General features: G+C 72.4%; 19 protein-coding genes and 1 tRNA gene. 7 read left to right on the top strand and 13 right to left on the bottom strand.

Annotated elements, in window-relative coordinates:
• Positions 1–97: 97 nt before the first annotated feature.
• From ACFSL4_RS27860 to ACFSL4_RS27845, 4 genes are all read right to left on the bottom strand, one after another.
• Entirely contained in the window at positions 98–1,705 is a 1,608-nt protein-coding gene (locus ACFSL4_RS27860) for a hypothetical protein (RefSeq protein ID WP_381088587.1), read from the bottom strand.
• Entirely contained in the window at positions 1,696–2,859 is a 1,164-nt protein-coding gene (locus ACFSL4_RS27855; RefSeq protein ID WP_381088584.1) for a hypothetical protein, read from the bottom strand. Before ACFSL4_RS27855 ends, ACFSL4_RS27860 begins: the two co-directional genes overlap by 10 nt.
• Positions 2,810–3,763 (bottom strand): phosphatase PAP2 family protein, encoded by a 954-nt coding sequence (locus ACFSL4_RS27850; protein WP_381088582.1) that lies wholly within the window; start codon positions 3,761–3,763, stop codon positions 2,810–2,812. Before ACFSL4_RS27850 ends, ACFSL4_RS27855 begins: the two co-directional genes overlap by 50 nt.
• Positions 3,764–3,957: 194 nt before the next feature.
• On the bottom strand, positions 3,958–5,496 hold the full coding sequence (locus ACFSL4_RS27845) for a hypothetical protein (RefSeq protein WP_381088579.1): 1,539 nt from the start codon (positions 5,494–5,496) through the stop codon (positions 3,958–3,960).
• Positions 5,497–5,802: 306 nt separating this feature from the next.
• Between ACFSL4_RS27845 and ACFSL4_RS27840 the strand changes: the two genes are divergently transcribed.
• The 3 genes from ACFSL4_RS27840 (at position 5,803) to ACFSL4_RS27830 (ending at position 7,686) form a co-directional block, all read left to right on the top strand.
• Positions 5,803–6,246 carry a hypothetical protein gene (locus ACFSL4_RS27840; RefSeq protein WP_381088576.1) on the top strand — a complete coding sequence of 148 codons (444 nt, stop codon included), beginning with the start codon at positions 5,803–5,805 and terminating at the stop codon, positions 6,244–6,246.
• Between the two features lie 215 nt (positions 6,247–6,461).
• A complete protein-coding gene (locus ACFSL4_RS27835; RefSeq protein WP_381088574.1) occupies positions 6,462–7,328 on the top strand; it encodes a spermidine synthase in 867 nt (288 codons plus the stop codon).
• A 205-nt stretch (positions 7,329–7,533) separates the two neighbouring features.
• Complete coding sequence (locus ACFSL4_RS27830) at positions 7,534–7,686, top strand: hypothetical protein (protein WP_381088571.1); 153 nt, start codon at positions 7,534–7,536, stop codon at positions 7,684–7,686.
• Positions 7,687–8,004: 318 nt separating this feature from the next.
• On the opposite strand, the gene ACFSL4_RS27825 is transcribed toward ACFSL4_RS27830, so the two are convergent.
• The 4 genes from ACFSL4_RS27825 to ACFSL4_RS27810 form a co-directional block, all read right to left on the bottom strand.
• Entirely contained in the window at positions 8,005–9,432 is a 1,428-nt protein-coding gene (locus ACFSL4_RS27825; RefSeq protein ID WP_381088568.1) for a GH1 family beta-glucosidase, read from the bottom strand.
• A gap of 150 nt (positions 9,433–9,582) precedes the next feature.
• Positions 9,583–10,497, bottom strand: a complete 915-nt coding sequence (locus ACFSL4_RS27820) for a carbohydrate ABC transporter permease (protein WP_381088566.1) — start codon at positions 10,495–10,497, stop codon at positions 9,583–9,585.
• Positions 10,494–11,522, bottom strand: a complete 1,029-nt coding sequence (locus ACFSL4_RS27815; protein WP_381088563.1) for a carbohydrate ABC transporter permease — start codon at positions 11,520–11,522, stop codon at positions 10,494–10,496. Before ACFSL4_RS27815 ends, ACFSL4_RS27820 begins: the two co-directional genes overlap by 4 nt.
• Complete coding sequence (locus ACFSL4_RS27810) at positions 11,519–12,844, bottom strand: ABC transporter substrate-binding protein (RefSeq protein ID WP_381088560.1); 1,326 nt, start codon at positions 12,842–12,844, stop codon at positions 11,519–11,521. Before ACFSL4_RS27810 ends, ACFSL4_RS27815 begins: the two co-directional genes overlap by 4 nt.
• A gap of 337 nt (positions 12,845–13,181) precedes the next feature.
• On the opposite strand from ACFSL4_RS27810, the gene ACFSL4_RS27805 reads away from it, so the two are divergent.
• Positions 13,182–14,237: a LacI family DNA-binding transcriptional regulator gene (locus ACFSL4_RS27805; protein ID WP_381088557.1), complete on the top strand. Its 1,056-nt coding sequence runs from the start codon at positions 13,182–13,184 to the stop codon at positions 14,235–14,237.
• A 265-nt stretch (positions 14,238–14,502) separates the two neighbouring features.
• On the opposite strand, the gene ACFSL4_RS27800 is transcribed toward ACFSL4_RS27805, so the two are convergent.
• Positions 14,503–14,838: a hypothetical protein gene (locus tag ACFSL4_RS27800; RefSeq protein ID WP_381088554.1), complete on the bottom strand. Its 336-nt coding sequence runs from the start codon at positions 14,836–14,838 to the stop codon at positions 14,503–14,505.
• A 681-nt stretch (positions 14,839–15,519) separates the two neighbouring features.
• Here ACFSL4_RS27800 and ACFSL4_RS27795 point away from each other — a divergent pair.
• Together ACFSL4_RS27795 and ACFSL4_RS27790 are read left to right on the top strand one after the other, a co-directional pair.
• Entirely contained in the window at positions 15,520–15,891 is a 372-nt protein-coding gene (locus tag ACFSL4_RS27795; protein ID WP_381088551.1) for a VOC family protein, read from the top strand.
• 134 nt (positions 15,892–16,025) lie between these two features.
• Positions 16,026–16,298 (top strand): hypothetical protein, encoded by a 273-nt coding sequence (locus tag ACFSL4_RS27790; RefSeq protein ID WP_381088548.1) that lies wholly within the window; start codon positions 16,026–16,028, stop codon positions 16,296–16,298.
• Between the two features lie 81 nt (positions 16,299–16,379).
• Here the strand turns inward: ACFSL4_RS27790 and ACFSL4_RS27785 are convergent.
• The 4 genes from ACFSL4_RS27785 to ACFSL4_RS27770 form a co-directional block, all read right to left on the bottom strand.
• Positions 16,380–16,452 (bottom strand) — tRNA-His (locus ACFSL4_RS27785).
• 114 nt (positions 16,453–16,566) lie between these two features.
• Positions 16,567–17,169, bottom strand: coding sequence for an oligoribonuclease (gene orn / locus ACFSL4_RS27780; protein WP_381088545.1), 603 nt, complete (start codon positions 17,167–17,169; stop codon positions 16,567–16,569).
• A gap of 170 nt (positions 17,170–17,339) precedes the next feature.
• Positions 17,340–18,566 (bottom strand): helix-turn-helix domain-containing protein, encoded by a 1,227-nt coding sequence (locus ACFSL4_RS27775; RefSeq protein ID WP_381088542.1) that lies wholly within the window; start codon positions 18,564–18,566, stop codon positions 17,340–17,342.
• A 378-nt stretch (positions 18,567–18,944) separates the two neighbouring features.
• Positions 18,945–19,265 (bottom strand): hypothetical protein, encoded by a 321-nt coding sequence (locus tag ACFSL4_RS27770; protein ID WP_381088540.1) that lies wholly within the window; start codon positions 19,263–19,265, stop codon positions 18,945–18,947.
• Between the two features lie 300 nt (positions 19,266–19,565).
• Between ACFSL4_RS27770 and ACFSL4_RS27765 the strand changes: the two genes are divergently transcribed.
• Positions 19,566–20,093, top strand: coding sequence for a universal stress protein (locus tag ACFSL4_RS27765; protein ID WP_381088537.1), 528 nt, complete (start codon positions 19,566–19,568; stop codon positions 20,091–20,093).
• Positions 20,094–20,299: the final 206 nt, after the last annotated feature.

Here is a 20,299-nt window from a genome sequence, read left to right as displayed (position 1 = left end):
GGTTCCAACCCGGCTGGTGCTGATCGCGTGAGACTCGGTCGGCTGAGCGGCCGAGCGGTGTGAGCCGGGAAATCCCCTCGTTCGCGAGGGGGAGGGTTCAAAGCGTGTCCTCCTCGGTCACGGGGTCGGCTGTTTCAGGCACGGCGGCCGCATCGCCCGGCGGCCCGCCGTGCGTCCACGGCGTCTCCTCAGGGTCGGGCAGCTTCGCCCCGCCGCGCTGTTCGTGCTCGAACAGCGTGAAGCAGACGCGGTCGCCCTTCTCGGGTACGGAACCTGCCTCCGGCTCCCTGCCGCGGCCCATCTTGTCGAGGATGCGCAGCACCATGAGGCCGTCCGACCCGTCATGGCCCTCGTATCCGACGAACTCGGCCGTCTGCGGCTTGCCGCCCAGCGACCGGTACACCTTGGTGCGCTCCCCGAGGTGCGGCCGGTCCTCGGTCCGCAGCGTGACCAGGGGGCGCGGGCTGGGGCGCCTGCCCTCGCCGTACGCCATCACCACATCCGTGACCTCGCCCGCGAACGCCTCCCCGGCGAGCCGCCGCCCGGCCATCACGAGCGGGTCGTCGAGCGCTTCCTGGGCCTCCAGACGGGCCTGTTCGCGCTCGCGTGTGGCGAGCTTGTTCGCCGCGGTGACCGCGTCGTCGCGGCGTGGCTGCGGCGGCTCCCCGGCGGCCACCCGGTCCCGGTGGCCGGTGAACGACCAGCGGTCGCGCGTCCAGCGGTCCGCCACGTGCGCACCTTCCGGCAGCGCCCGCAGCAGATCGAGTCCGCGCCACACCGCGTCCCAGACCGGACGCGTACGGCTCTCCACCAGCGCGCGGATCTCCCGTTGCGCGGCGGTGAGTTCACCGAAGCGGTCGTCCGCCTCCAGGCCGTCCTCGGCGGCGGCGAGCCGGGTCCGCGCGCGGTCGTAGCGCTCGATGGCCGGGGCGAGCAGCCTGTTGTCGAAGGCCGGGTCGGTGGCGGGTCCGGCCGGCGGGCACAGCAGCTGGCCGTCCTCGTCCCGCCCGACCTCGGCCCGCAGCGCGGCGTGCGCGCCCGGGACGCCGTCCGGCGGGTCGATCCAGGCGAGCAGCGCGCCCAGATGCTGGTCCTCCAGACCGGACTGCCCGCTCGCCCAGTGCCGCGCCAGCACCTCGGTGAGGGCGAGCAGCAGCGAGGAGCCGGGGACCCGGGCGCGCTCCCCGAAGTGGGTGAGCCAGCGGCCGAGGAGCGGCACCCGCGGGGGCGCCGGGTACGGGGTCTCCGGGTCCTGCTCGGCGGTGCGGCGGAACCGCATGGAGCGCCCCAGGAGGCGGACGAAGTCGATGCCCGCCCGGCTCGGCACGATCAGCTGCGGGGCGTCGGCGCACAGGTCGACCTCCACCTTGACCCGCTTGCCGGTCTCCGGGTCGGTCTCGGAGCGCTCGGCGGGCTCGACTTCGCCGGCGTACGCGTCGATGTACGGCAGCACGACGTCCGCGAGCTCGGCGAGGAACCCGAACCGGAGGTCGCGGTCGCGCGGCTGCTCCACTACGAGCAGCCGGGGTGCGTCCCGCTCGGTGCCGACGAGGGCCCCGAGCGGTGCCCCGGCCTCGCCCGCGGTGGTGAGCGGCACAAAGACCAGAGGCCGCTCGGACAGGTGCCGGTGCAGGACGGTGGCGGCGGGCTGGGCGCGCCCGGAGCGCACGGCCTCCAGCCGGGCGAGCGTGGCGATCAGCGACATGCGGCGCCTTCCGGGCCGGCGAGTGCCTCCGCCCGCAGTCGTGCCGCCCTGCGCAGGGCCGCGACCGCCGGGTCGTCCGGGTCCCCGGCCGTGCCGTGGGCGGCGGCCAGGACGTCGTCCACCGTCGTCAGGCCGCCCAGCTCGGCCCGCAGCGACCGTCCGTAGGAGGTCACGGCGCCTTCGGCGCGGGAGCGGTCGCGGCAGTGGAAGGCCAGTTCACAGGCGGCGAGGCACTCGGGCGCGTACGCCGCCGGGACCGACTCGACGGCGGCCGCCAGCTCCCCCCGGGGCAGGTCGGGGGCGAAGCAGGTGCCCTCGGGGAGGTCGCCCGCGATCTCCTCGATGCGGGTGAGCCGGGCCAGCTGGCGCCGGGTGACCGCGCGCTGCTTGCGGATGTCGACGGGGGAGGCGGTCGGCAGGTTGGAGAAGTCCTTCGGGCACACCAGCAGGATCCGGTGGCGCACCACAGGCGCGCCGGCGCTCTCCCGAATCCGCCCTTCCGGCTCCCCGCCGAGACGCGCGGCGACCTCCTCCAGCGCCAGCACGTACACCGCGGACTGCCGGGCGGCGGCCCCCACCTTCGCCGGATCCGCCGAACCGTCCAGCATCGGGAAGGACTTGATCTCCACGACCGTCCAGCTGCCGTCAGGGTGCACCACCACCGCGTCCGGCTCCAGGAACGCGGGGGAGCCCGCCACGTCGAGGGCGAGCATGGGGTGGTCGAGCAGCGCCCAGGCCCGCGCCCCGGTGGCCTCGCGCAGTGCCATCGCCGTGCGGGCCGCGCGCCCCTCGGGTCCGACGGCGGCGAGGTCGGGAACCAGGGCGTCCTGCGGTGCCCCGGCGGACGGGTCCAGCTTCTCGTGCACCAGCCGCAGCAGTTCGGCACCGCCGTCCGCCTTGACGCGGGCCTCGAAGGCGTTGCCGCGCATGAAGGCGAACTGCGACTGCCCGAACGCCGACGGTGCCCCCAACGAGCCCGCGAGCGCCGCCTTGTCCACCCCCGCCCCGTCCAGGAGCGCGCGCCGCCGGCACCCCGGGTTCGCGGCGAGCGCGGCCAGGGCGCGCGCGTCGAGGGCCTTGGGCGGTAGGGACGGCCCGCGCAGCTCAGCGAGCCGCTGCCGCAGCGCCGTCCCCCGCGTCCGCGGGAGAGGCACCCGGCTCGGCTCCCGGCTCGGGTCGGGAGGTGCGCTGTCGGGGAATTCGCTCACCCGCGGAAGTCTGGCATCCGGCACTGACAATCGGGGAACCCGCGGCCCGCGGGACGCCGGTGACGGCCGTGGAGCGTGGCCGCAGCCGGGTCCTGACCGCGTCCGCGGCCCGCGTCACGGGCCGGGTCAGCAGGAAGCCGGAGCCCATCACGGCGACGCCCGCGACCGCGTCGAGGAAGTAGTGGTTCGCGGTGCCCATGACCACGATCGCCGTCAGCAGCGGATACGCGACGCCCGCCACCTTGGCCCAGCGCGTGCCGCCGAAGGCCCACAGCATCACTCCGCACCACAGCGCCCAGCCGACGTGCAGGCTCGGCATCGCCGCGTACTGGTTCGTCATACCGCCCAGGCCGCGCGGGGCGCTCGCCTGGTGGCCCCACCAGCCGTAGGAGCTGTACTGGGCCATCGTGTCGACGAATCCGTGGCCCGCGGAGAGCAGGCGGGGCGGGCAGGTGGGCAGCAGCGTGAAGCCGATCAGGCCGATGAACGTGGACGTCATCAGCCAGGTGCGGGCCGCCCGGAAGTGTTCCCCTCGGCGCTGGAAGAGCCACACCAGGATCGCCGGCGTCACCAGGTAGTGCAGCGACGCGTACCAGAAGTCGGCCGGTATGCCGAGCCACGCCTCGCGGGTGAAGAGCCGGTTCAGCGGGTGCTCGGCGTTGATGTGCAGCAGTTTCTCCAGCCGCAGGATCGCCAGGCCGTGGTCGACGGCGCCCGTGACATCGCCCCGGGCCAGCAGCCGGCCGGCCGAGTAGGCGCCGTACACCAGCAGGATCAACGGCAGTTCCGTCCACCAGCGCAGCCGGGGCAGCGGGCTCACCCCGGTGCCTGGTGTCTCGGCCTGCGGCATCCGATTCGCCCTCCCCCTTCTGACTGATCTGCTGCGGCTCCCGGCGGTCCGGTCGTGCCACCTTACGGCGTACGCGACCGTTCCGTGCGGGGTGCCCCCGCCCACAAGACGCGGAGACCGCTCCCCGGGTTGCCCGGGGAGCGGTGCGGAGGGCATGACGGCGGACGTGATCCAGGAGCCCGCCTCGGGGCAATTCATCCTGCGCGACGCGGTTCCGCGGGGCGCGGCAGCGAGGCATGGCGGTCGAGGAACGCCGACACCCCCGACGCCCGCCGGTGCGGGAGCAGCACCCTCGCCGTGCCCGCCAGCATCGTCTGGACCCTGGACGACTGGACCTCGTCCAGGAGGTCCAGGACGCGCCGGCCGGCCACGGCGGCCTCGTCGGGACGGCCACCGCGGGCCAGGTCGTCGGCGAGTTCCGCGGTGTACAGCGCGGTGTTCCGGGTGAAGTGCGGGTCCTGGAGCTGCGTCGCGCGCCGGGCGTGCCGGGCGGCACGCGGCCAGTCGCCCAGCGTCGCCCAGCACTGCGCCTCCAGCCCCTCGAATTCGGCCTCTCCGTAGAAGGTCATCCACTCGGGGTCGGCGTCCGAGGGCCCCCGGTCGAAGAGGGCCTGTGCCCGGGCCAGCGCCCGCTCGCAGTCCGGACGGTCCGCGAGCCCCGCCCAGCCGCCCGCCTCCCGCAGGGCGAGCAGCGACATCAGGCGGTGCGAGCCGAGCGGGCGCGCGGCGCGCTGGGCCGCCTGCGCCGCCCGGACCGCTTCCCGCGGCCGGCCCGCGTCGCGCGCGAGGAACGCCGTGTTGCAGAACGCGTGCGCCTCCAGGGCCGGGTCCCCGGACATCCGGGCTGTGGCCAGCGCCTCGGCGTAGTGCGAGCGCGCGTCGTCGAAGCGCCCCGAGTCGTGCGCCAGCCATCCCACGGAGATGGCCAGTTCACCGGCGCCCGCGTACAGCCGGTCGGCGACCGCCTGCCGGGTCGTGCCCGCGTCGAGCAGTGCGTACGCGGTGCGCAGGGGCCCGGCGGCGCGCCGGTAGAGGCCGTCCGCGCCGTGCCGGTCGTCGAGGACGCGGATCCTGCGGACGGCCTCTTCGAGCGAGCCCGCCTCGGACGGGCCCGGACGGCGGGCAGGTTGTTCGGCGGCCGCTGCCCGGCCGCCGAAGGCGAGCCCCAGGGGGCCCAGGGAGGCGGCTGCCATCGTGGCGGTTCCGCCGGTCATGAATGCGCGACGCCGCACGTCGCTCTCCTCGGTGTGCTGGTCGTCGTACGGGTGCGTGCCGTACGACTCGTGGGTCTCGTGGGTCTCGGTCTCGTGGGTCTCGTGGGTCTCGTGGGTTTCAGGGTCGTGGGTCTCGTGGAGCGTTGCGGTCTCATACGTCTCACACGTATCGCCGCTCTCACTCGAAGCGGGAGGACGGCTGCCGGTGTGCGCGCAGGGCGCGTCGTCGGCGGTGCGCGCCCCCCGGCCGCGTACCGCAGAGCGGGGCGCGAACCCCAGGTCGGCGAGCGTGCGACCGGGGAACATATGCAGGAACACCCGTTCGTAGGCGTAGTTGGGGCAGCGGATCTCGCCCGCCTCGACCCGTCCGACGTACCGCGCGTCACAGCTGACCCGCTCGCCGATCTCGCGTGCGGCGCGCCGCACCGCCGCGGCGAACTCACCAGGTGAACGCTGTCCGCGCAACTCCCGGAAGACCGGGTTCGGCCGCGGTGGGCGGGGGGACTGGGACGAGGTCATGGCCGGGCCCTCTCGTGCGAACCGTCGAACCATGCCGGGTTCGGGGTGAGTTGTCTGCGCGGTGGCAGTTGGTTCCCTTGCGTCCGGCGGTGCAAGAACGTACCTGCCCGCTGGGCGTCGGCAGGCGAAGTTTGGCCGCAAACCGGATATCTCCTCCGCGATCTGCCATGAACTGCCATCCTTTGCGGCAGTGTTGCGCCGTAGCCGTTGACGCCCCTCGCGCGTTGTACCCCGTGGACCGGGAGCCCCCCCCGAGCTCCCGACCCAACTCACTCGCCGAGGAGGGGTTCCGTCGTGGAGGCCGGGATGCAGACCAGCCAGACCAGCCAGAGCACCGAGTTCCGTACGCAGACGCCGACGGCACGGCGGGTGCCGGCCGCGGAGTGCGGCGCACCCCCGCAGCAGGCTCCCGACCTCGTGACCGTTCCCGCCCGGCAGGGCCTGGAGGCGGTCGACATCCTCCGCCGGGGCGCCGGCGACTGCGTCGGGCCGGTGTTCCACGACGACGGAGGCGACACGCTCGGCTTTCTGGTGCCCCCCGGCACGGCGGACGCGTGGGACGTTCCGGGCAGCACCTGCACGCAGACGAACGGGCGCGGCATGAGCCTCGTCACCCCGGAACCCCCGGCCGGGGGCACGGGCTGGCTGCTCCCGCCCGGCGACGCGGAACTGGCCACGGATCCTGCGGTGCTGCGCGCGGCCCTCGGGGAGGCGGCCCGGCTGATCGAGGCGGCGGACAACTGCCGGTGAGCCGGCCGGCACGTGCCTGGCGGGGCAACCTCCCGCGGGGCCACGTTCCCGCGGGGCCGTGTGCCGGCGGGGCCACGTGCCGGCGGGGCCGTGTTCCGGCGGGGCGCGCCGACTCCGATGCCCGCCGACCTGTGCGGTCGCCCCCGGAGGCCGCCGGGGCGGCCCCCGCTGCCGCAGGGGGCCGCCTCCTCCGGTTCGCACCTGATAATGGCGGGATGGGCAGGTCACGGAACACGCGGCGCAGGGACGCCGCCGAGGCCGTCGTCGAGGAGGTCGACGGCGGGCTCGCCCAGCTGATACCCGACCGGGACCGGGCACGCGCCTGGACCCTCCTGATCGACGGCGCCCCGCAGTCGTACGTCGACCTCGACGACCCCGCCCACCTCGGCTTCGAGTACCAGCGCCGCCTCGGCCACATCATCGACCTGGCCGCCCCGCCCGGGCGACCCGTGCACGCCGTGCACCTCGGCGGCGGCGCGTTCACCCTCGCCCGCTACACCGCCGCCACCCGCCCCCGCTCCACCCAGCAGATCGTCGAGCGGGACGCGGCCCTGGTCCATCTCGTGCGGCGGGCACTCCCCCTGGACGCGAACGCGCGTATCCGGGTGCGCTCCACAGACGCCCGCGAGGGACTCGCCAAGGTGCCGGACGGCTGGGCGGACCTGGTCATCGTGGACGTGTTCAGCGGGGCACGCACCCCGGCGCACCTGACGTCGGTGGAGTTCCTCGCCGACATCCGCCGGGCACTGAAGAGCGGTGGGGTGTACGCGGCCAACGTCGCCGACGGCCCGCCGCTTGCCCATCTGCGCGCCCAGATCTCCACCGCGGCGGCCGTCTTCCCCGAACTCGCCCTGCTCGCCGACGCCGCCGTGCTGCGCGGCAGGCGCTTCGGAAACGCCGTCCTGGCCGCCTCGGACCACCCGCTCCCGGTCGCCGAACTGACCCGCCGTGCCGCCTCGGACCCGCATCCCGCACGCGTGGAGCACGGCACGGTACTGACCGACTTCACGGGCGGCGCGAAGGCGGTCACGGACGCGGCGGCCGTGGCGTCACCGGCCCCGCCACCCTCGGTGTTCCGCTGACCGCCGTGCCGGCAGCGCCCGAGGGGGGCCCGGCGAAGTCCGGTGCGGTTCGGCAGCGCCCGAGGGGGGCGGGGGGACTGTGTCGGTATGCGGCTTTGCCGCGTGGGCGCGGCCAGCCTCCCCAAGCGCTCGACTGCGTTCGAGCGGGGGCGCCCCCATCACACCCGCAGGTGATGGACCGGGCTTCCCGCGGAGCGCTCAGTACGTGCCGACGTCCACGTGCGGCGGCCCGTCGTGCCAGGTGCAGAAGACCGACACCCGGTCCGCGCCCGAGCTGAACTCCACCCGGATCCACGTCTCGGTCTTCCTCACCTGCATCGACCAGCCGGGACCGGGCGTGTTCGGCGCGTACAAGTGACCGGCGTCCGCGCGTGGCACCGGGCCACCGGGCAACGGGGGACGCGCGCCCCGGCCGGCCTGCCCCCATCCGGCCGGGACGCGCGCCGTACTGACCGCGTGCCGGAGTCCACAGAGGACGGCACGCCGCTGCTCAACCCGGCAACGGGCCGAGAACCGGCTGGACATCGAGGCGGCCCCCCCCGGCCTGCGCCCGGTCGGGGCCGGGGCGCGGGGAGCGGCGCAGGGCGGGCCGCCGGCCGGGACGGGTCCGTCGCCGCCGGGCGGACCCGTCCCGGGGCGCGGCACTCCCCTCTTGTGCGCCGAGCCCCGGGACGGCTCAGTCCTCCAGCGGCGGAAGTGCCCCCGTGCGTGCCGCGCGCCCGTACCAGCGCGCGCTCGACTTGGGGGTCCGCGCCAGCGTCGCGTAGTCCACGTACACCGCCCCGAACCGCTTGCCGTAGCCGTACGCCCACTCGAAGTTGTCCATCAGCGACCAGAGGAAGTAGCCGCGGACGTCCGCACCGTCCGCGATGGCCCGGCGGACCGCCGACAGATGGCCGTGCAGGTAGGCGATCCGCTCCGGGTCGTGGACGCGGCCGTCCGGGTCCGGCTTGTCGTCGTAGGCCGCGCCGTTCTCCGTCACGTACAGGGGCAGGCCCGGTGCCTCCCGGGTGTACCGCATGATCAGCTCGTGCAGGCCCGTGGGGTCGATGGACCAGCCCATCTCCGTGCGCTCACCCGATGTGTGGTGGAACGCCACGTCGTCCGCGCCCGGCCAGGGCGAGTGGTCGCTCAGGCCGTGACCGTCCGCGCGGCGGGTGCTCGCGTCCGCCGAGGAGGCCGCCGACACGAGGGTCGGCGTGTAGTAGTTGAGGCCCAGTGCGTCCAGCGGCTGGTGGATCGCCTCCAGGTCGCCGTCCCGGAGGTGCGACCAGTCGGTGATCGGCGAGGTCGCCTCCAGCAGCGTCCGGGGGTAGGACCCGCGCAGCATCGGGCCGTGGAAGACTCCGTTGGCCAGGTCGTCGATCTTCCGGCCAGCCGCCAGGTCGGCCGGGTCCTGAGACACCGTGCGCACTACGGCCGAGTTGAGGCTCACCGCCACCGAGTTGCGGGCCGGCATCACGGACCGCAGCGCGGAGGTGCCGAGGCCGTGGGCCAGGTTCAGATGGTGGGCCGCGCGCAGCGACGCCGCCGCGTCCGTGCGGCCCGGGGCGTGCACCCCGGAGCCGTAGCCCAGGAAGGCGCTGCACCACGGCTCGTTCAGGGTGATCCACTGTTCCACGCGGTCGCCCAGCGCCTCGCCCACGAGCCGGGCGTACTCGGCGAACCGGAACGCAGTGTCCCGCTCCGGCCAGCCGCCCGCGTCCTCCAGTTCCTGCGGCAGGTCCCAGTGGTAGAGGGTGATCGCCGGTTTGATGCCGTGGGCGAGGAGTTCGTCCACCAGCCGGCGGTAGAAGTCCAGGCCCCGCTGCACCGCCGGCCCCCGGCCGGTCGGCTGCACACGCGACCAGGAGATCGAGAACCGGTACGCCGTCAGGCCCAGCTCGGCCATCAGCGCCACGTCCTCGCGGTAGCGGTGGTAGTGGTCGACAGCGATGTCACCGGTCTCACCGGCGGCGGTCTTGCCCGGTGTATGGCTGAAGGTGTCCCAGATGGAGGGGGTACGGCCGTCCTCCCGTACCGCCCCCTCGATCTGGTACGCGGAGGTCGCCGCGCCCCAGAGGAAGGCGGGAGGAAACGTCACGGACGGAACGGGCTCAGACATGGAAGCGCTCCCAATGATGGTCGTGGAGACCGACGGTGGTAGGGGAGGAACAGGGCGAAGGGGCCGGGGCGGTGGTGACCCGGCCCCAGGGGCTGTGGGCGGTGGCGACGGGGACTCCCCCGCGCCGACGAGGTCGGACGTCGGGGAGGATCAGCCCTTGATCGCACCCGCCATGATCCCGCCCACGATCTGCTTGCCGAACAGCAGGAAGGCGATCAGCAGCGGCAGCGTGCCGAGCAGGGCCCCCGCCATGATCACCGCCTGGTCGGGAACGTAGCCGGTGCCGAGGGAGTTGAGCGCGACCTGCACGGTCGGGTTCTGCTGGTTGAGGGCGATGATCGGCCACAGGAAGTCGTTCCAGGCGAAGACGAAGGTCAACAGCCCGAGTACGGCCATCGCGGGCCGTGCCGCGGGGAAGACCACGTGCCACACGACCCGCAGACTGCTCGCGCCGTCCACACGCGCCGCCTCGATCAGTTCGGTGGGCAGCGCCTGTACCAGGTACTGCCGCATGAAGAACGTGCCGAAGGCGGTCACCAGGGTCGGCAGGACGACGGTCTGCAACTGGTTGGACCAGCCGAGGTCGGACATCCACAGGTACAGCGGTACGACGGCCAGCTGAGGCGGGATCATCATCGTGCCGATGGTCAGCAGCAGCAGGGCGCTGGAGAACCGGAACCGCAGCTTGGCGAAGGCGAACCCGGCGAGCGTGGAGAACAGGACCGTGCTCACGGTGATGGTGCCCGCGACGAGTGTGGAGTTGACCATCGCGGTGCCGAGCCCGGCCTGCTCCCAGGCGGCCTGCAGGTTCTTGAACAGGTTCCCGCCGAACCACAGGGGCGGTGGCGTCTCGGCGAGCCGCCGGTCGGTGCGCGAGGCGGCGATCGCCGTCCACACCAGCGGCGCCAGGGAGACCAGCGCGAAGACGGTCAGCACGACATAGGTGACCGGGCCCGCGTCCAGCTGCTTGCCGGCGCCCATCACCCGGGGGCGCCGCAGGCCCCGGCCGCCCTTCGCCCTGCCACTCGGCTGGGCCTGAGGGAGGGTCAGGTCGCTTGTCGTCATAGGGACTTCCTCAGCCGTCGGGTGAACAGCATGTTGATCACGGCCACCATCAGCAGGATCAGGAACATCGACCAGGCGATCGCCGACGCCTTGCCGAGGTTGCCGATGATCCAGCCCTGGTCGTACATGTACAGGCCGAGCGTCTGGTACTGGTGCTCGGAGCCGCCCTTTGAGCCGCTGACGCCGCCGAACAGCAGGGGCTCGCCGAACAGCTGGGTGGCGCCGATGGTGGAGACGATCACCGTGAACAGGATCGTCGGCCGCAGCATCGGGATCGTCACGTGGCGGAACTGCTGCCAGCGTCCCGCGCCGTCGAGGGCCGCCGACTCGTACAGGTCGGGGGGGATCGCCTGCATCGCCGCGAGGTAGATCAGCGCGTTGTAGCCGGTCCAGCGCCAGATCACGATCGACGAGACGGCGAACTGCGAACCCCAGTCGGACTCACGCCAGTTGACGGGGTCGACACCGACGAAGTGCAGCAGCCAGTTGATCATGCCGCCGTCCCAGGAGTACAGCAGCGTGAAGACCAGTGTCGCCGCCGCCACCGAGGTGGCGTACGGGGTGAGCATCACGACCCGCCAGACGGTCGATCCGCGCAGCCGGTAGTTGAGCAGATGGGCGAGCCAGATCGCCGCCATGAGCTGCGGCACGGTCGAGATCACACCGATGGTGAACGTGTTCTTCAGGGCGTTCCAGAAGAAGTCCGAGGACAACAGGTTGCGGTAGTTGTCCAGGCCCGCCCAGGTCTGGTGGTCCAGCGCGGACAACTGCACGTGGTGCAGCGAGTACCAGGCCGTGTACAGCAGCGGGACCAGTGAGAAGGCCCCGAAGACGACGAAGAAGGGGGCGATGAACACGTACGGTGACGCCTTCATGTCCCAGCGGTACAGCCGGCTGCGCCGGGAGCCGGGGCCGGCCGGCGGCGTACCGCGAACCTGAGCGCCCCGGACCGCGCCCGGCTGCCTGCCGGACGCGGTCTCGGCGCTCGACGCGGGGTGCGCGAGAGCCTCTTTGGAGCTGGTCACTGGCCGAGCACGTCCTTGATCTCCTTGGTGGCCGCGCTCCATCCCTGGGCCGGGGTCTTGCCCTTCTGCTCGACCTGGAGGATGCCGACGTCGGTGATCGCGGAGCCGATCGGCTGGTCCTTGACACCGAAGTACTGGGTCGGGATGGTCTTCGCCGAGTCGGAGAAGATCTGCGTGATCGGCGCGTTCGAGAAGTACGCCGTGGTGTCGGCCTGCGGCTTCAGGTTCGCGTACGCCGACGGGGTCGACGGGAAGCTGGCCTGCTTGGCGAAGACCTTCGCCTGCTGCTCGGGCGCGGTCAGCCACTTCGCCAGGGCGATGGCCTCCTTCTGGTGCTTGCCCGCCGTCGGCACACCGAGGAAGGAGCCGCCCCAGTTGGCCGCGGTCGGCGCAGCCGCCACCTCCCACTTGCCCTTGCCGGATTCACCGGACTTCTGCTCGATGTAGCCGATCATCCACGCCGGGCAGGCCACCGTCGCGAAGGTGCCGTTGGCGAAGCCCTGGTCCCACGTGGGGTCGAACTGCTTCAGCTTGGCCGACATGGTACTGGTCGCCACGTCCATGGCGACGTTCCAGGAGGTCTTCACACCCGAGGACTTGTCCCAGATGACGTTGCCGTCCTTGTCGTAGTACCGCTCGGTCGCGCCGCCGAGGGCCGCGTTGTAGACGGAGGACGCGGAGTCCACGAACTTGGTGCCCTTCGGCGCCTTCTTCATGTACTGCTTGCCGAGGTCGACGTACTTGGCCCAGTCGCCCTTCCACTGCGCGGCGAGCTTGGTGCGGTCCGTCTCCAGGCCGGCCTTCTGGAAGAGGTCCTTGCGGTAGCAGATGGCCATCGGGCCGATGTCGGTGCCGAGCCCGATCGTCTTGCCGTCCTTGGTGGTGGCCTGCGCCGTCTTCCACGGCAGCCACTGGGAGGTGTCGACCTCCTTGCCGAGGTCGACGAACTTCGCGGCCTGCGTCTGCACGGCCTCGGTGATGTTGCCGACCTCGATCGCCTGGATGTCGTCGGTGCCGGAGCCGGCCTGCAGGCGGGTGAGGACCTTGGGCCAGTACACGTCGGTGCGGGTGGTGACGTTCTCCTTGATGGTGATGTCCGGGTGGAGCTTCATGTACTCGTCATACAGGCCGGCCTGCTTGTAGCCGAAGACGCCGAAGGTGCCTATCGTCAGCGTCGTCTTGCCCTTGCCGCCTCCACCACCGTTCGAGTCCGACGAGCTGTCGCCCGAGTCATTGGCGCAGCCGGCCAGCAGCCCCGTGGCCAGCGCGGCGACGGCCGCGAAGGCCGCCAGCCTGTGGGACCGGCGGGTACTCGTGCGCATGTGTCCTCCTGTTGCCTGACGTGCCGACCCCCCGGCCAACTGCATCGGTTGGGCCCGTTCGTACTCGCTGCGGCTCGGGCGGGGAACGTGCGGGACGTGTATGTGTCAGGTACTGTGGGAGCGCTCCCACAAGTGATGTGTTGAAGAGTCGCGGGTTCGTGCGGGGGTGTCAAGGGAGCGGACGGGGCTAGATGTGTTCAGTTATCGGGACGTTAACTGGGTCGGCGGGTGACCGTCTCGGCCGGGTGACCGCCTCGGCCGGGCCCGGGGTGATCGGCAGTGCCGGACGGGGCTGTTACATTCCAGGCCGGGGTGGTGACGACGGGAGGTGGGGTCAATGGCAAGCCATGGAGTGCGGGGCCGCAGCGGGGGCCGGCCGACCCTCGAAGAGGTGGCCGCGCGTGCAGGCGTCGGCCGCGGCACGGTCTCCCGGGTGATCAACGGCTCGCCGCGGGTGAGCGATGCGACGCGCGCGGCCGTCGAAGCCGCCGTCGCGGAGCTGGGCTATGTGCCCAACACCGCGGCGCGGGCGCTGGCCGCCAACCGTACCGACGCGATCGCCCTCGTCGTCCCCGAGTCGGAGACCCGATTCTTCGCAGAACCGTACTTCTCGGACATGTTGCGCGGTGTGGGCGCCGAGTTGTCCGACACGGAGATGCAGCTGCTGCTGATCTTCGCGGGCAACGACCGGGAACGCCGCAGGCTGGCCCAGTACCTGGCGGCCCACCGGGTCGACGGCGTCCTGCTGGTCTCGGTGCACGCCGACGACCCGCTGCCCGACCTCCTCGCCCAGCTGGAGATCCCGGCGGTGATCAGCGGTCCGCGTTCGCAGGACGAGCCCCTGCCGTCGGTGGACTCCGACAACCACGGCGGCGGCCGCTCGGCCGTCGAGCACCTGATCGCCCGGGGTCGTTCGCGCATCGCCACGATCGCGGGCCGGCTCGACGTGTACGGCGCGCAGCGGCGCGTGGAGGGCTACCGGGACGCGCTGCGGGACGCCGGCCGCGAGGTGGACGAGGCCCTGATCGCGCCCGGTGACTTCACGGAGGAGGGCGGCCGCCGCGCCATGACCGAACTCCTGGCCCGCCGCCCGGACCTGGACGCGGTGTTCGCGGAGTCGGACGTGATGGCGGCGGGCGCGCGCCAGGTGCTGCGCGAGGCGGGCCGCCGCATTCCCGACGATGTGGCGCTGGTCGGCTACGACGACTCGGCGATAGCCCGCCACATGGACCCTCCCCTGACGAGCGTGCGCCAGCCGATCGAGGAGATGGGCCGCGCGATGATCGACCTGCTCCTCGACGAGATAGCCGACCGCCGCCCGGCGGCCTCACGGAGCCTGGAGCGGCGTCAGGTGGTCCTGCCCACGCGGCTGGTGCAGCGCGACTCGTCCTGAAAGGAGCGCCGAACCGGACGCGGCGCGGGGAGTTGCGGCTTGCGTCCGCGCCCGGCTGCTGCGGCGGGGGCACATCGCGGCGCCGGAGCCGGTGCGCACGCCGGTGCGCGGCGAGGCGCGTGCGGGGACCCGGTGCCCCGCCGGCCCCGCCCGAGGCGGTGGGGCCTCTCCGGTGTCCGCATCACCTGTGCCCGACGTGACGTGACGCCATGCCGGCCCGGCATGGGCAGCCGGGCCGGTGCCAGTGGCGAGTGCCGGTCACCGGTCAGGAGCGCCCGAATCCGCAGTAGACCCGGTGGCCGTAGCGGTAGGCCGCGATGATGCCGGCGACGTAGCCGCGGTTGTACTCGGCGGACGCCCCGGGCTTGCCGGCCCGTCCACGGGAGTCGCCGCGGACACAGTCCCGGGCATATGCCAGGCCGTCCCGGTATCCGTCCTTGTAGCCCTGGTCGTAGGGGGGGATCCTCGGGGAGCCGGGCTGCGCGACCGCCGGTGGGGCAGACGGTGCCGCGAATGCCCGCGCGTTCGCGGACAGCGGGAACAGGAGCGCGGTGGCGGCCACCGGGATTGCGAGGAGGGCACTGAGCCGCTTCGCCTGCATGGCTTCCTCCCTGACTGGGACGCAGGCCACCGGTCGGTCGAGTGACCCCGTTCCCGTTGCTTGACTGGGCCCATGCGGTGGAGGGGCGGGCTTCTGCCCGCGTGTGAGGCACTGCCGAGGTCGGCAGCATCGTCAGCCGTCTCATGGCGCACGAAAGCCTCTTTGCCAGACTAGGCCGGGTGGTTCCGGGCCGCGACCTGAGGCTGGCTTGAGGGCTCGCAGGGAAATCCGCCGCAGGGGTTCGGTCTTCCTCGGGGCCGACTGCCGTACGTGTCGGGGCGGGCGGCCATGTGCACCGAGACGGGCGGCCGCGCCTGCCGGGTGCGACAGCCGAGGTACCGGCGCGGGCCGCGACCGCGGGCGGCTGTCAGATCGTCAAGTTCCCCAACGCCGATGTGCCCAACTTCCAGCGGCGGACCGTCCGGCGTGGAGCCGAGCCTTCGGCGGGCGGTCACCGCGCCGTCTCGGAGCAGCCGTCCGATGCCCGTCGTGTGGAAGGCGTGCAGAGTTCTCGCCCCGCCGGTCGGAGTGCCCCGAGTGAGCTGCGAGTTCCGGTCCGTTGACCGGCTACACCACCCGGCGGGACGCCATCGTGGGACGCCCGCCCGGGCAACGGTTCGGCGCCGTGGGCGAGTTCGCGGACGCGTGGCGGGCCGTGGCCGGGGCGGACACCATCGGGGGATGCTGGGTATCGGGTCCGTCGTGCTGGGTGTGTCCGACGTGGGGCGGGCCGCCGCCTTCTGGACGGAGACGCTGGGCTGTGTGCCGCGAGACGGGATCGAGGACGACTGGGCCGTGCTGGTGCCGCCGGGCGGGACCGCCGGGCCGCGGCTGTCGCTGGGGCTGAGCCGGACGCCCGTCCAGGAGCACCCGCGGGTGCATCTCGATCTGTACGCGGGCGACGCGGCCGACCAGGCCGCCGAGGTGGAGCGGCTGCTGGGGCTCGGCGCGCGGCGGGTCGACTGGGACCTGTACCCCGAGGGCGCCGACTTCGTCGTGCTGGCCGATCCGGACGGCAACCGGTTCTGCGTCATCGACACCGGGGGCGCCTGAGAAGCACTCGGCCGGTGATCCGCTGAAGAGGGTCTCCTGCAGGTTGCCGGGAGTTGCCTCAAGTCGCTGTGGGCTTCCGGGCGCTGACGGTACGCTGACCGCTCCCGTCGAGCCTGTGTGACCTGGAGGTCTGTATGGCTGATCAGCCCGTCAAGGCGCACTTCGCCCAAACCGTCGATCTTCCTGACGGGCGGAGGGTCCGCGTCAGTGCGTATCCCGACGGGAGCATCAGGTTCCGGGTGGACGGCCTGCCCTACGTCCTGACCGAGGCGTACCTCAGTGGGAACCCCGAGAAGGACCACGCCATCGTGAAGCTCTCGCCCGGCAAGCAGGGCAGCAGCGCGTCCAGGAGCTACGTGGAATGGCTGGAGGGCAAGAACAACAGCCGGACGGCCACGTCAGCCTGACTCAGGACCGGGCCCGGGCCATGAGCCGGACGCAAGAGGCCGATGACCCCGTCACTGCAGGTCATCGGCCTCTCTACAGAGGGTGAGTGACGGGACTCGAACCCGCGACATCCTGGACCACAACCAGGTGCTCTACCAGCTGAGCTACACCCACCATGACCGGCGTTCTCGCAATGGTTTCCCCTACCGGCCGAGAAAAAGTGTACAGGGTCCGAAGGGGTGCTCGCGCCAGGCTTTCCCGGGGGCCCGGTGGGCCCCGCCGGGGCCGCTACCGCGCCGGCAGCACGTGCCTGGCCGCGATCGCGCGCGCCGTGTCCGAGTCGGGGCCCGGCTGCGGGACGAAGATCGCTTCCCGGTAGTAGCGCAACTCCGCGATCGACTCGCGGATGTCGGCCAGTGCCCGGTGGTTGCCGTTCTTCTCGGGGCTGTTGAAGTACGCCCGCGGATACCAGCGCCGGGCCAGTTCCTTGATCGAACTGACGTCCACGATCCGGTAGTGGAGGTAGTCCTCCAGGGTCGGCATGTCGCGGCTCAGGAAGCCGCGGTCGGTACCGACCGAGTTGCCGCACAGCGGGGCCTTGCCCGGCTCCTTGACGTGCTCCCGCACATATGCCAGGACCTGCTCCTCGGCGTCGGCGAGCGTCGTGCCGGCCGCCAGCTCGTCGAGCAGTCCCGAGGCGGTGTGCATCTGACGCACCACCTCCGGCATCGTCTCCAGCGCCGCGTCCGGCGGCCGGATCACGATGTCCACCCCTTCGCCGAGTACGTTCAGCTCGGAGTCGGTGACCAGCGCGGCCACCTCGATGAGCGCGTCGTCGGACAGCGAGAGACCGGTCATCTCGCAGTCGATCCACACCATGCGATCGTTCATGTGTCCCACCTTATGGCCCCCCGGGGCCGGGCGGACCGCCCCTGCACACCGGGAGGACGGCCGGGGCGCGCGACGCTCTCCCGGGGACACGAAGGACGGGCGGGCTCCGCCGCGCGTACGACCTGCGTACGGCCTCGCGGATCCCGCCCGTCCTCAGCGGTGCGGCGGCGCTACGGCGCGCTGCGCTGGCCGGGCACGCTCGGTCGGCCGGCCACGTACAGCTCCGGAACGTGTCTGCCGTGGTCCGTGGACAGGGACGCCGCGGGGCCGAGCGCGCTCGCGGCGGCTGTGCGGCGGGTCTGCAGCGGGACGGGGGCGGCCTCCTGTGCGACCTGCGGCGCCGACGGGCCCGAGGGGCCGTCGGCGGGCCGGTCACCCTGCGGTCGGCGTGCCCGGTAGGCGGCCCGGTACGCGGCCGGCGACGAGCCGAGCTGGCGCCGGAAGTGCCCGCGCAGCGCGACCGGTGAGCGGAAGCCGCAGCGCCCGGCGACCTCGTCGACCGAGTAGTCGGAGGTCTCCAGCAGCCGCTGGGCCTGCAGCACCCGCTGGGTGATCAGCCACTGCAGCGGTGCGCTCCCGGTGAGAGAGCGGAAGCGCCGGTCGAACGTCCGCCGGCTCATGTACGCGCGGGCGGCCAGCGTCTCCACGTCGAACTGCTCGTGAAGGTGCTCCAGCGCCCAGGCGACGACCTCCGCGAGCGGGTCGGCGCCGATCTCCTCGGGTAAAGACCTGTCGAGGTAGCGCTCCTGGCCGCCGCTGCGGCGCGGCGGGACCACCAGGCGCCGGGCGAGCGCGCCCGCCGCCTCGTTGCCGTGGTCCGTACGCACGATGTGGAGGCAGAGGTCGATGCCGGCCGCCGTGCCGGCCGACGTCAGGACGTCTCCGTCGTCCACGAACAGCTCGCGTGGATCGACGTGCACCGACGGGTAGCGCTTGGCCAGCGTCGGCGCGTACATCCAGTGGGTGGTGGCCGGCCGTCCGTCCAGCAGTCCGGCGGCGGCCAGTACGAAGGCGCCGGTGCACAACCCGACGATCCGGGCGCCCTCTTCGTGCGCCCGGCGCAGCGCGTCGAGCGCCTCCTCCGGCGGCGGCGAGGTGATCGACCGCCAGGCCGGCACCACGACGGTGCCCGCCCGCGAGATCGCCTCCAGCCCGTACGGTGCGGTGAGTTCCAGGCCCCCCGTGGTCCGCAGCGGGCCTTCCTCGCCACCGGCCACCAGCAGCCGGTAGCGCGGCACTCCGGCGTCCTGGCGGTCAATTCCGAACACCGAAAGCGGTATGGAACTCTCGAAGATGGGGCCGCCGCTGAACAGCAGCACCGCGACGATCTCCTTGCGGCGTCGCCCGGAAAGCTTCCGGGCCGCGGCGTCCGGCGCGGCAGTGGAGTCGTGGCTCATCCTGCTAAGCCCCCCTCGGTGGTCGCGGCTCCTCGGTTGTGTCGCTCCTGCACGTTTCCCCTCGGTCCTGCACGAGTCCCCCGCCGTAAGACAGTCATGATCGAATCTACTGTGTCCCGTGGTGCCGGGGTGACCAGTTCACCATCCGGCACATTGTCGACATGGCAACTTGGCGTGAAGCATTCGATCACGAAGCGTTGCACTCGCGGGCCGTGCAGGGAAGTCCGCCTCGCCCCGGTGGCCAATCCCCATAGGGTGCGTACGCCCTCCAGGACCCTTTCGGTGCAGGTCGAACGGGGGGTGAGGGGGTGTTCGAGCGGGTGATGCACAGGGGTCAGAAGTTGGCTGAAAAGAAGCGGGGGCGTGCGCGGAAACCGGTCAGTCGACCGGAGTGTTTCCCCCGTTGCGCCGACCGCCCCTGTGCGCCCCCGTTCCGGTCCTGCCGTGCCGTCCGCGGTGGGGCGCGCGCTCCTCGGCGGCCAGCCGAGCGGCATGCCGTTCGGATTCCCGCAGCAGCAGCCGGCACACCCAGGTGATGGTCGCCAGGCCCAGCGCGGTGCTGATGGCACCGGCGGGCGAGGTGCCGTACCAGACGAGGACCACGGGCACGAGCACGCAACTGAAGGCGGCCCAGCGGACCACGTCGCTCGCGGTGTCCGGTGCGGGGCGCTGCGGAGGGGTGGTGCGGGGTCCGGACACGGCGTGCTCCCTGGGGCTGTGGTCACCGGATTCAACGCGTGCCCGACCGCCCGGTCACTGCCGGATGGGCCCCGGCGGTGGTTGAACCCTGTGCGAACCGGCTGTACGGGGCAGCAACCGTTGCGTTACGGGCGTCCCCTCGTGCATGCTCCCTGGAACCCCCGTGCAGGGTGCGCGGGATCTGGGCTAAGGAGGCGTGCCGCCGTACCCTTGGGGGTATGGGGTTGGGAAGATGTTTCCCGGACACAGCTCCGCCGTACAGTGTCGTCCCACCCAGAGGATCACAACGCCGAGACACCCATGGCCGGTCACGAATTCTTCGATCCCGCGGACCGCAAGCGCCGCGTCGCCGATCCCACGGCGGCCGGGCCCGAGGCGGCGGAAGAGCCACGCCCGTCCTGCGACCCCGCCTTCAAGCACGGCGTGGTGGTCGGCTTCGACGGCTCCACCTCCAGCGAGCGCGCCCTCGCGTACGCGATCGGCATGGCCCACCGTTCCCGCTCGGGGCTGATCATCGTCCATGTCGCCAACCGGCTGCCCACCACGGTGTGGGCGGGCTGTGAACCCCCGGTCTTCGTCGACGTGCCGGACCACCGCACCGAGGTCCTCGGGCTCGAACTCGCCTGTGCCGACCATCTCGCCGAGGTGCCGTGGATCCTGGTCGAGCGCGGTGGCGACATCTGCCACGAACTCGAAGAGGTGGGCCGGGAGTACGAGGCGGACGCCATCGTGGTCGGCTCCACGCACGGCATCGTCGGCCGCATCTTCGGCTCGGTCGCCGGCCGGCTCGCCAAGCGCGCGCAGCGGCCCGTGATCGTCATTCCCTGAGCCCTCCGGGCCGCCGTCCCGCCGCATGATTACGGTCACCGCGCCGTCCCGCACGCGCGCCCGGCAGCGCCCCGCTGTGTCGTTTTGGCATCGCCGTTCTGCAACTCCCCGTTGTCCCAGGTGAGATGAGCCACGGTTAGCGGCCGCCTTCTGATGGCATCGCGGGGACTCTTTCGCAACCTACTTGCGCGTAGAGGTGTTTGTGC

It is taken from the genome of Streptomyces caeni (assembly GCF_042678285.1).
GTDB lineage: Bacteria > Actinomycetota > Actinomycetes > Streptomycetales > Streptomycetaceae > Streptomyces > Streptomyces caeni.
Note: the sequence above shows the minus strand (reverse complement) of the source record. Positions and strands in the feature narration are given on the sequence as shown.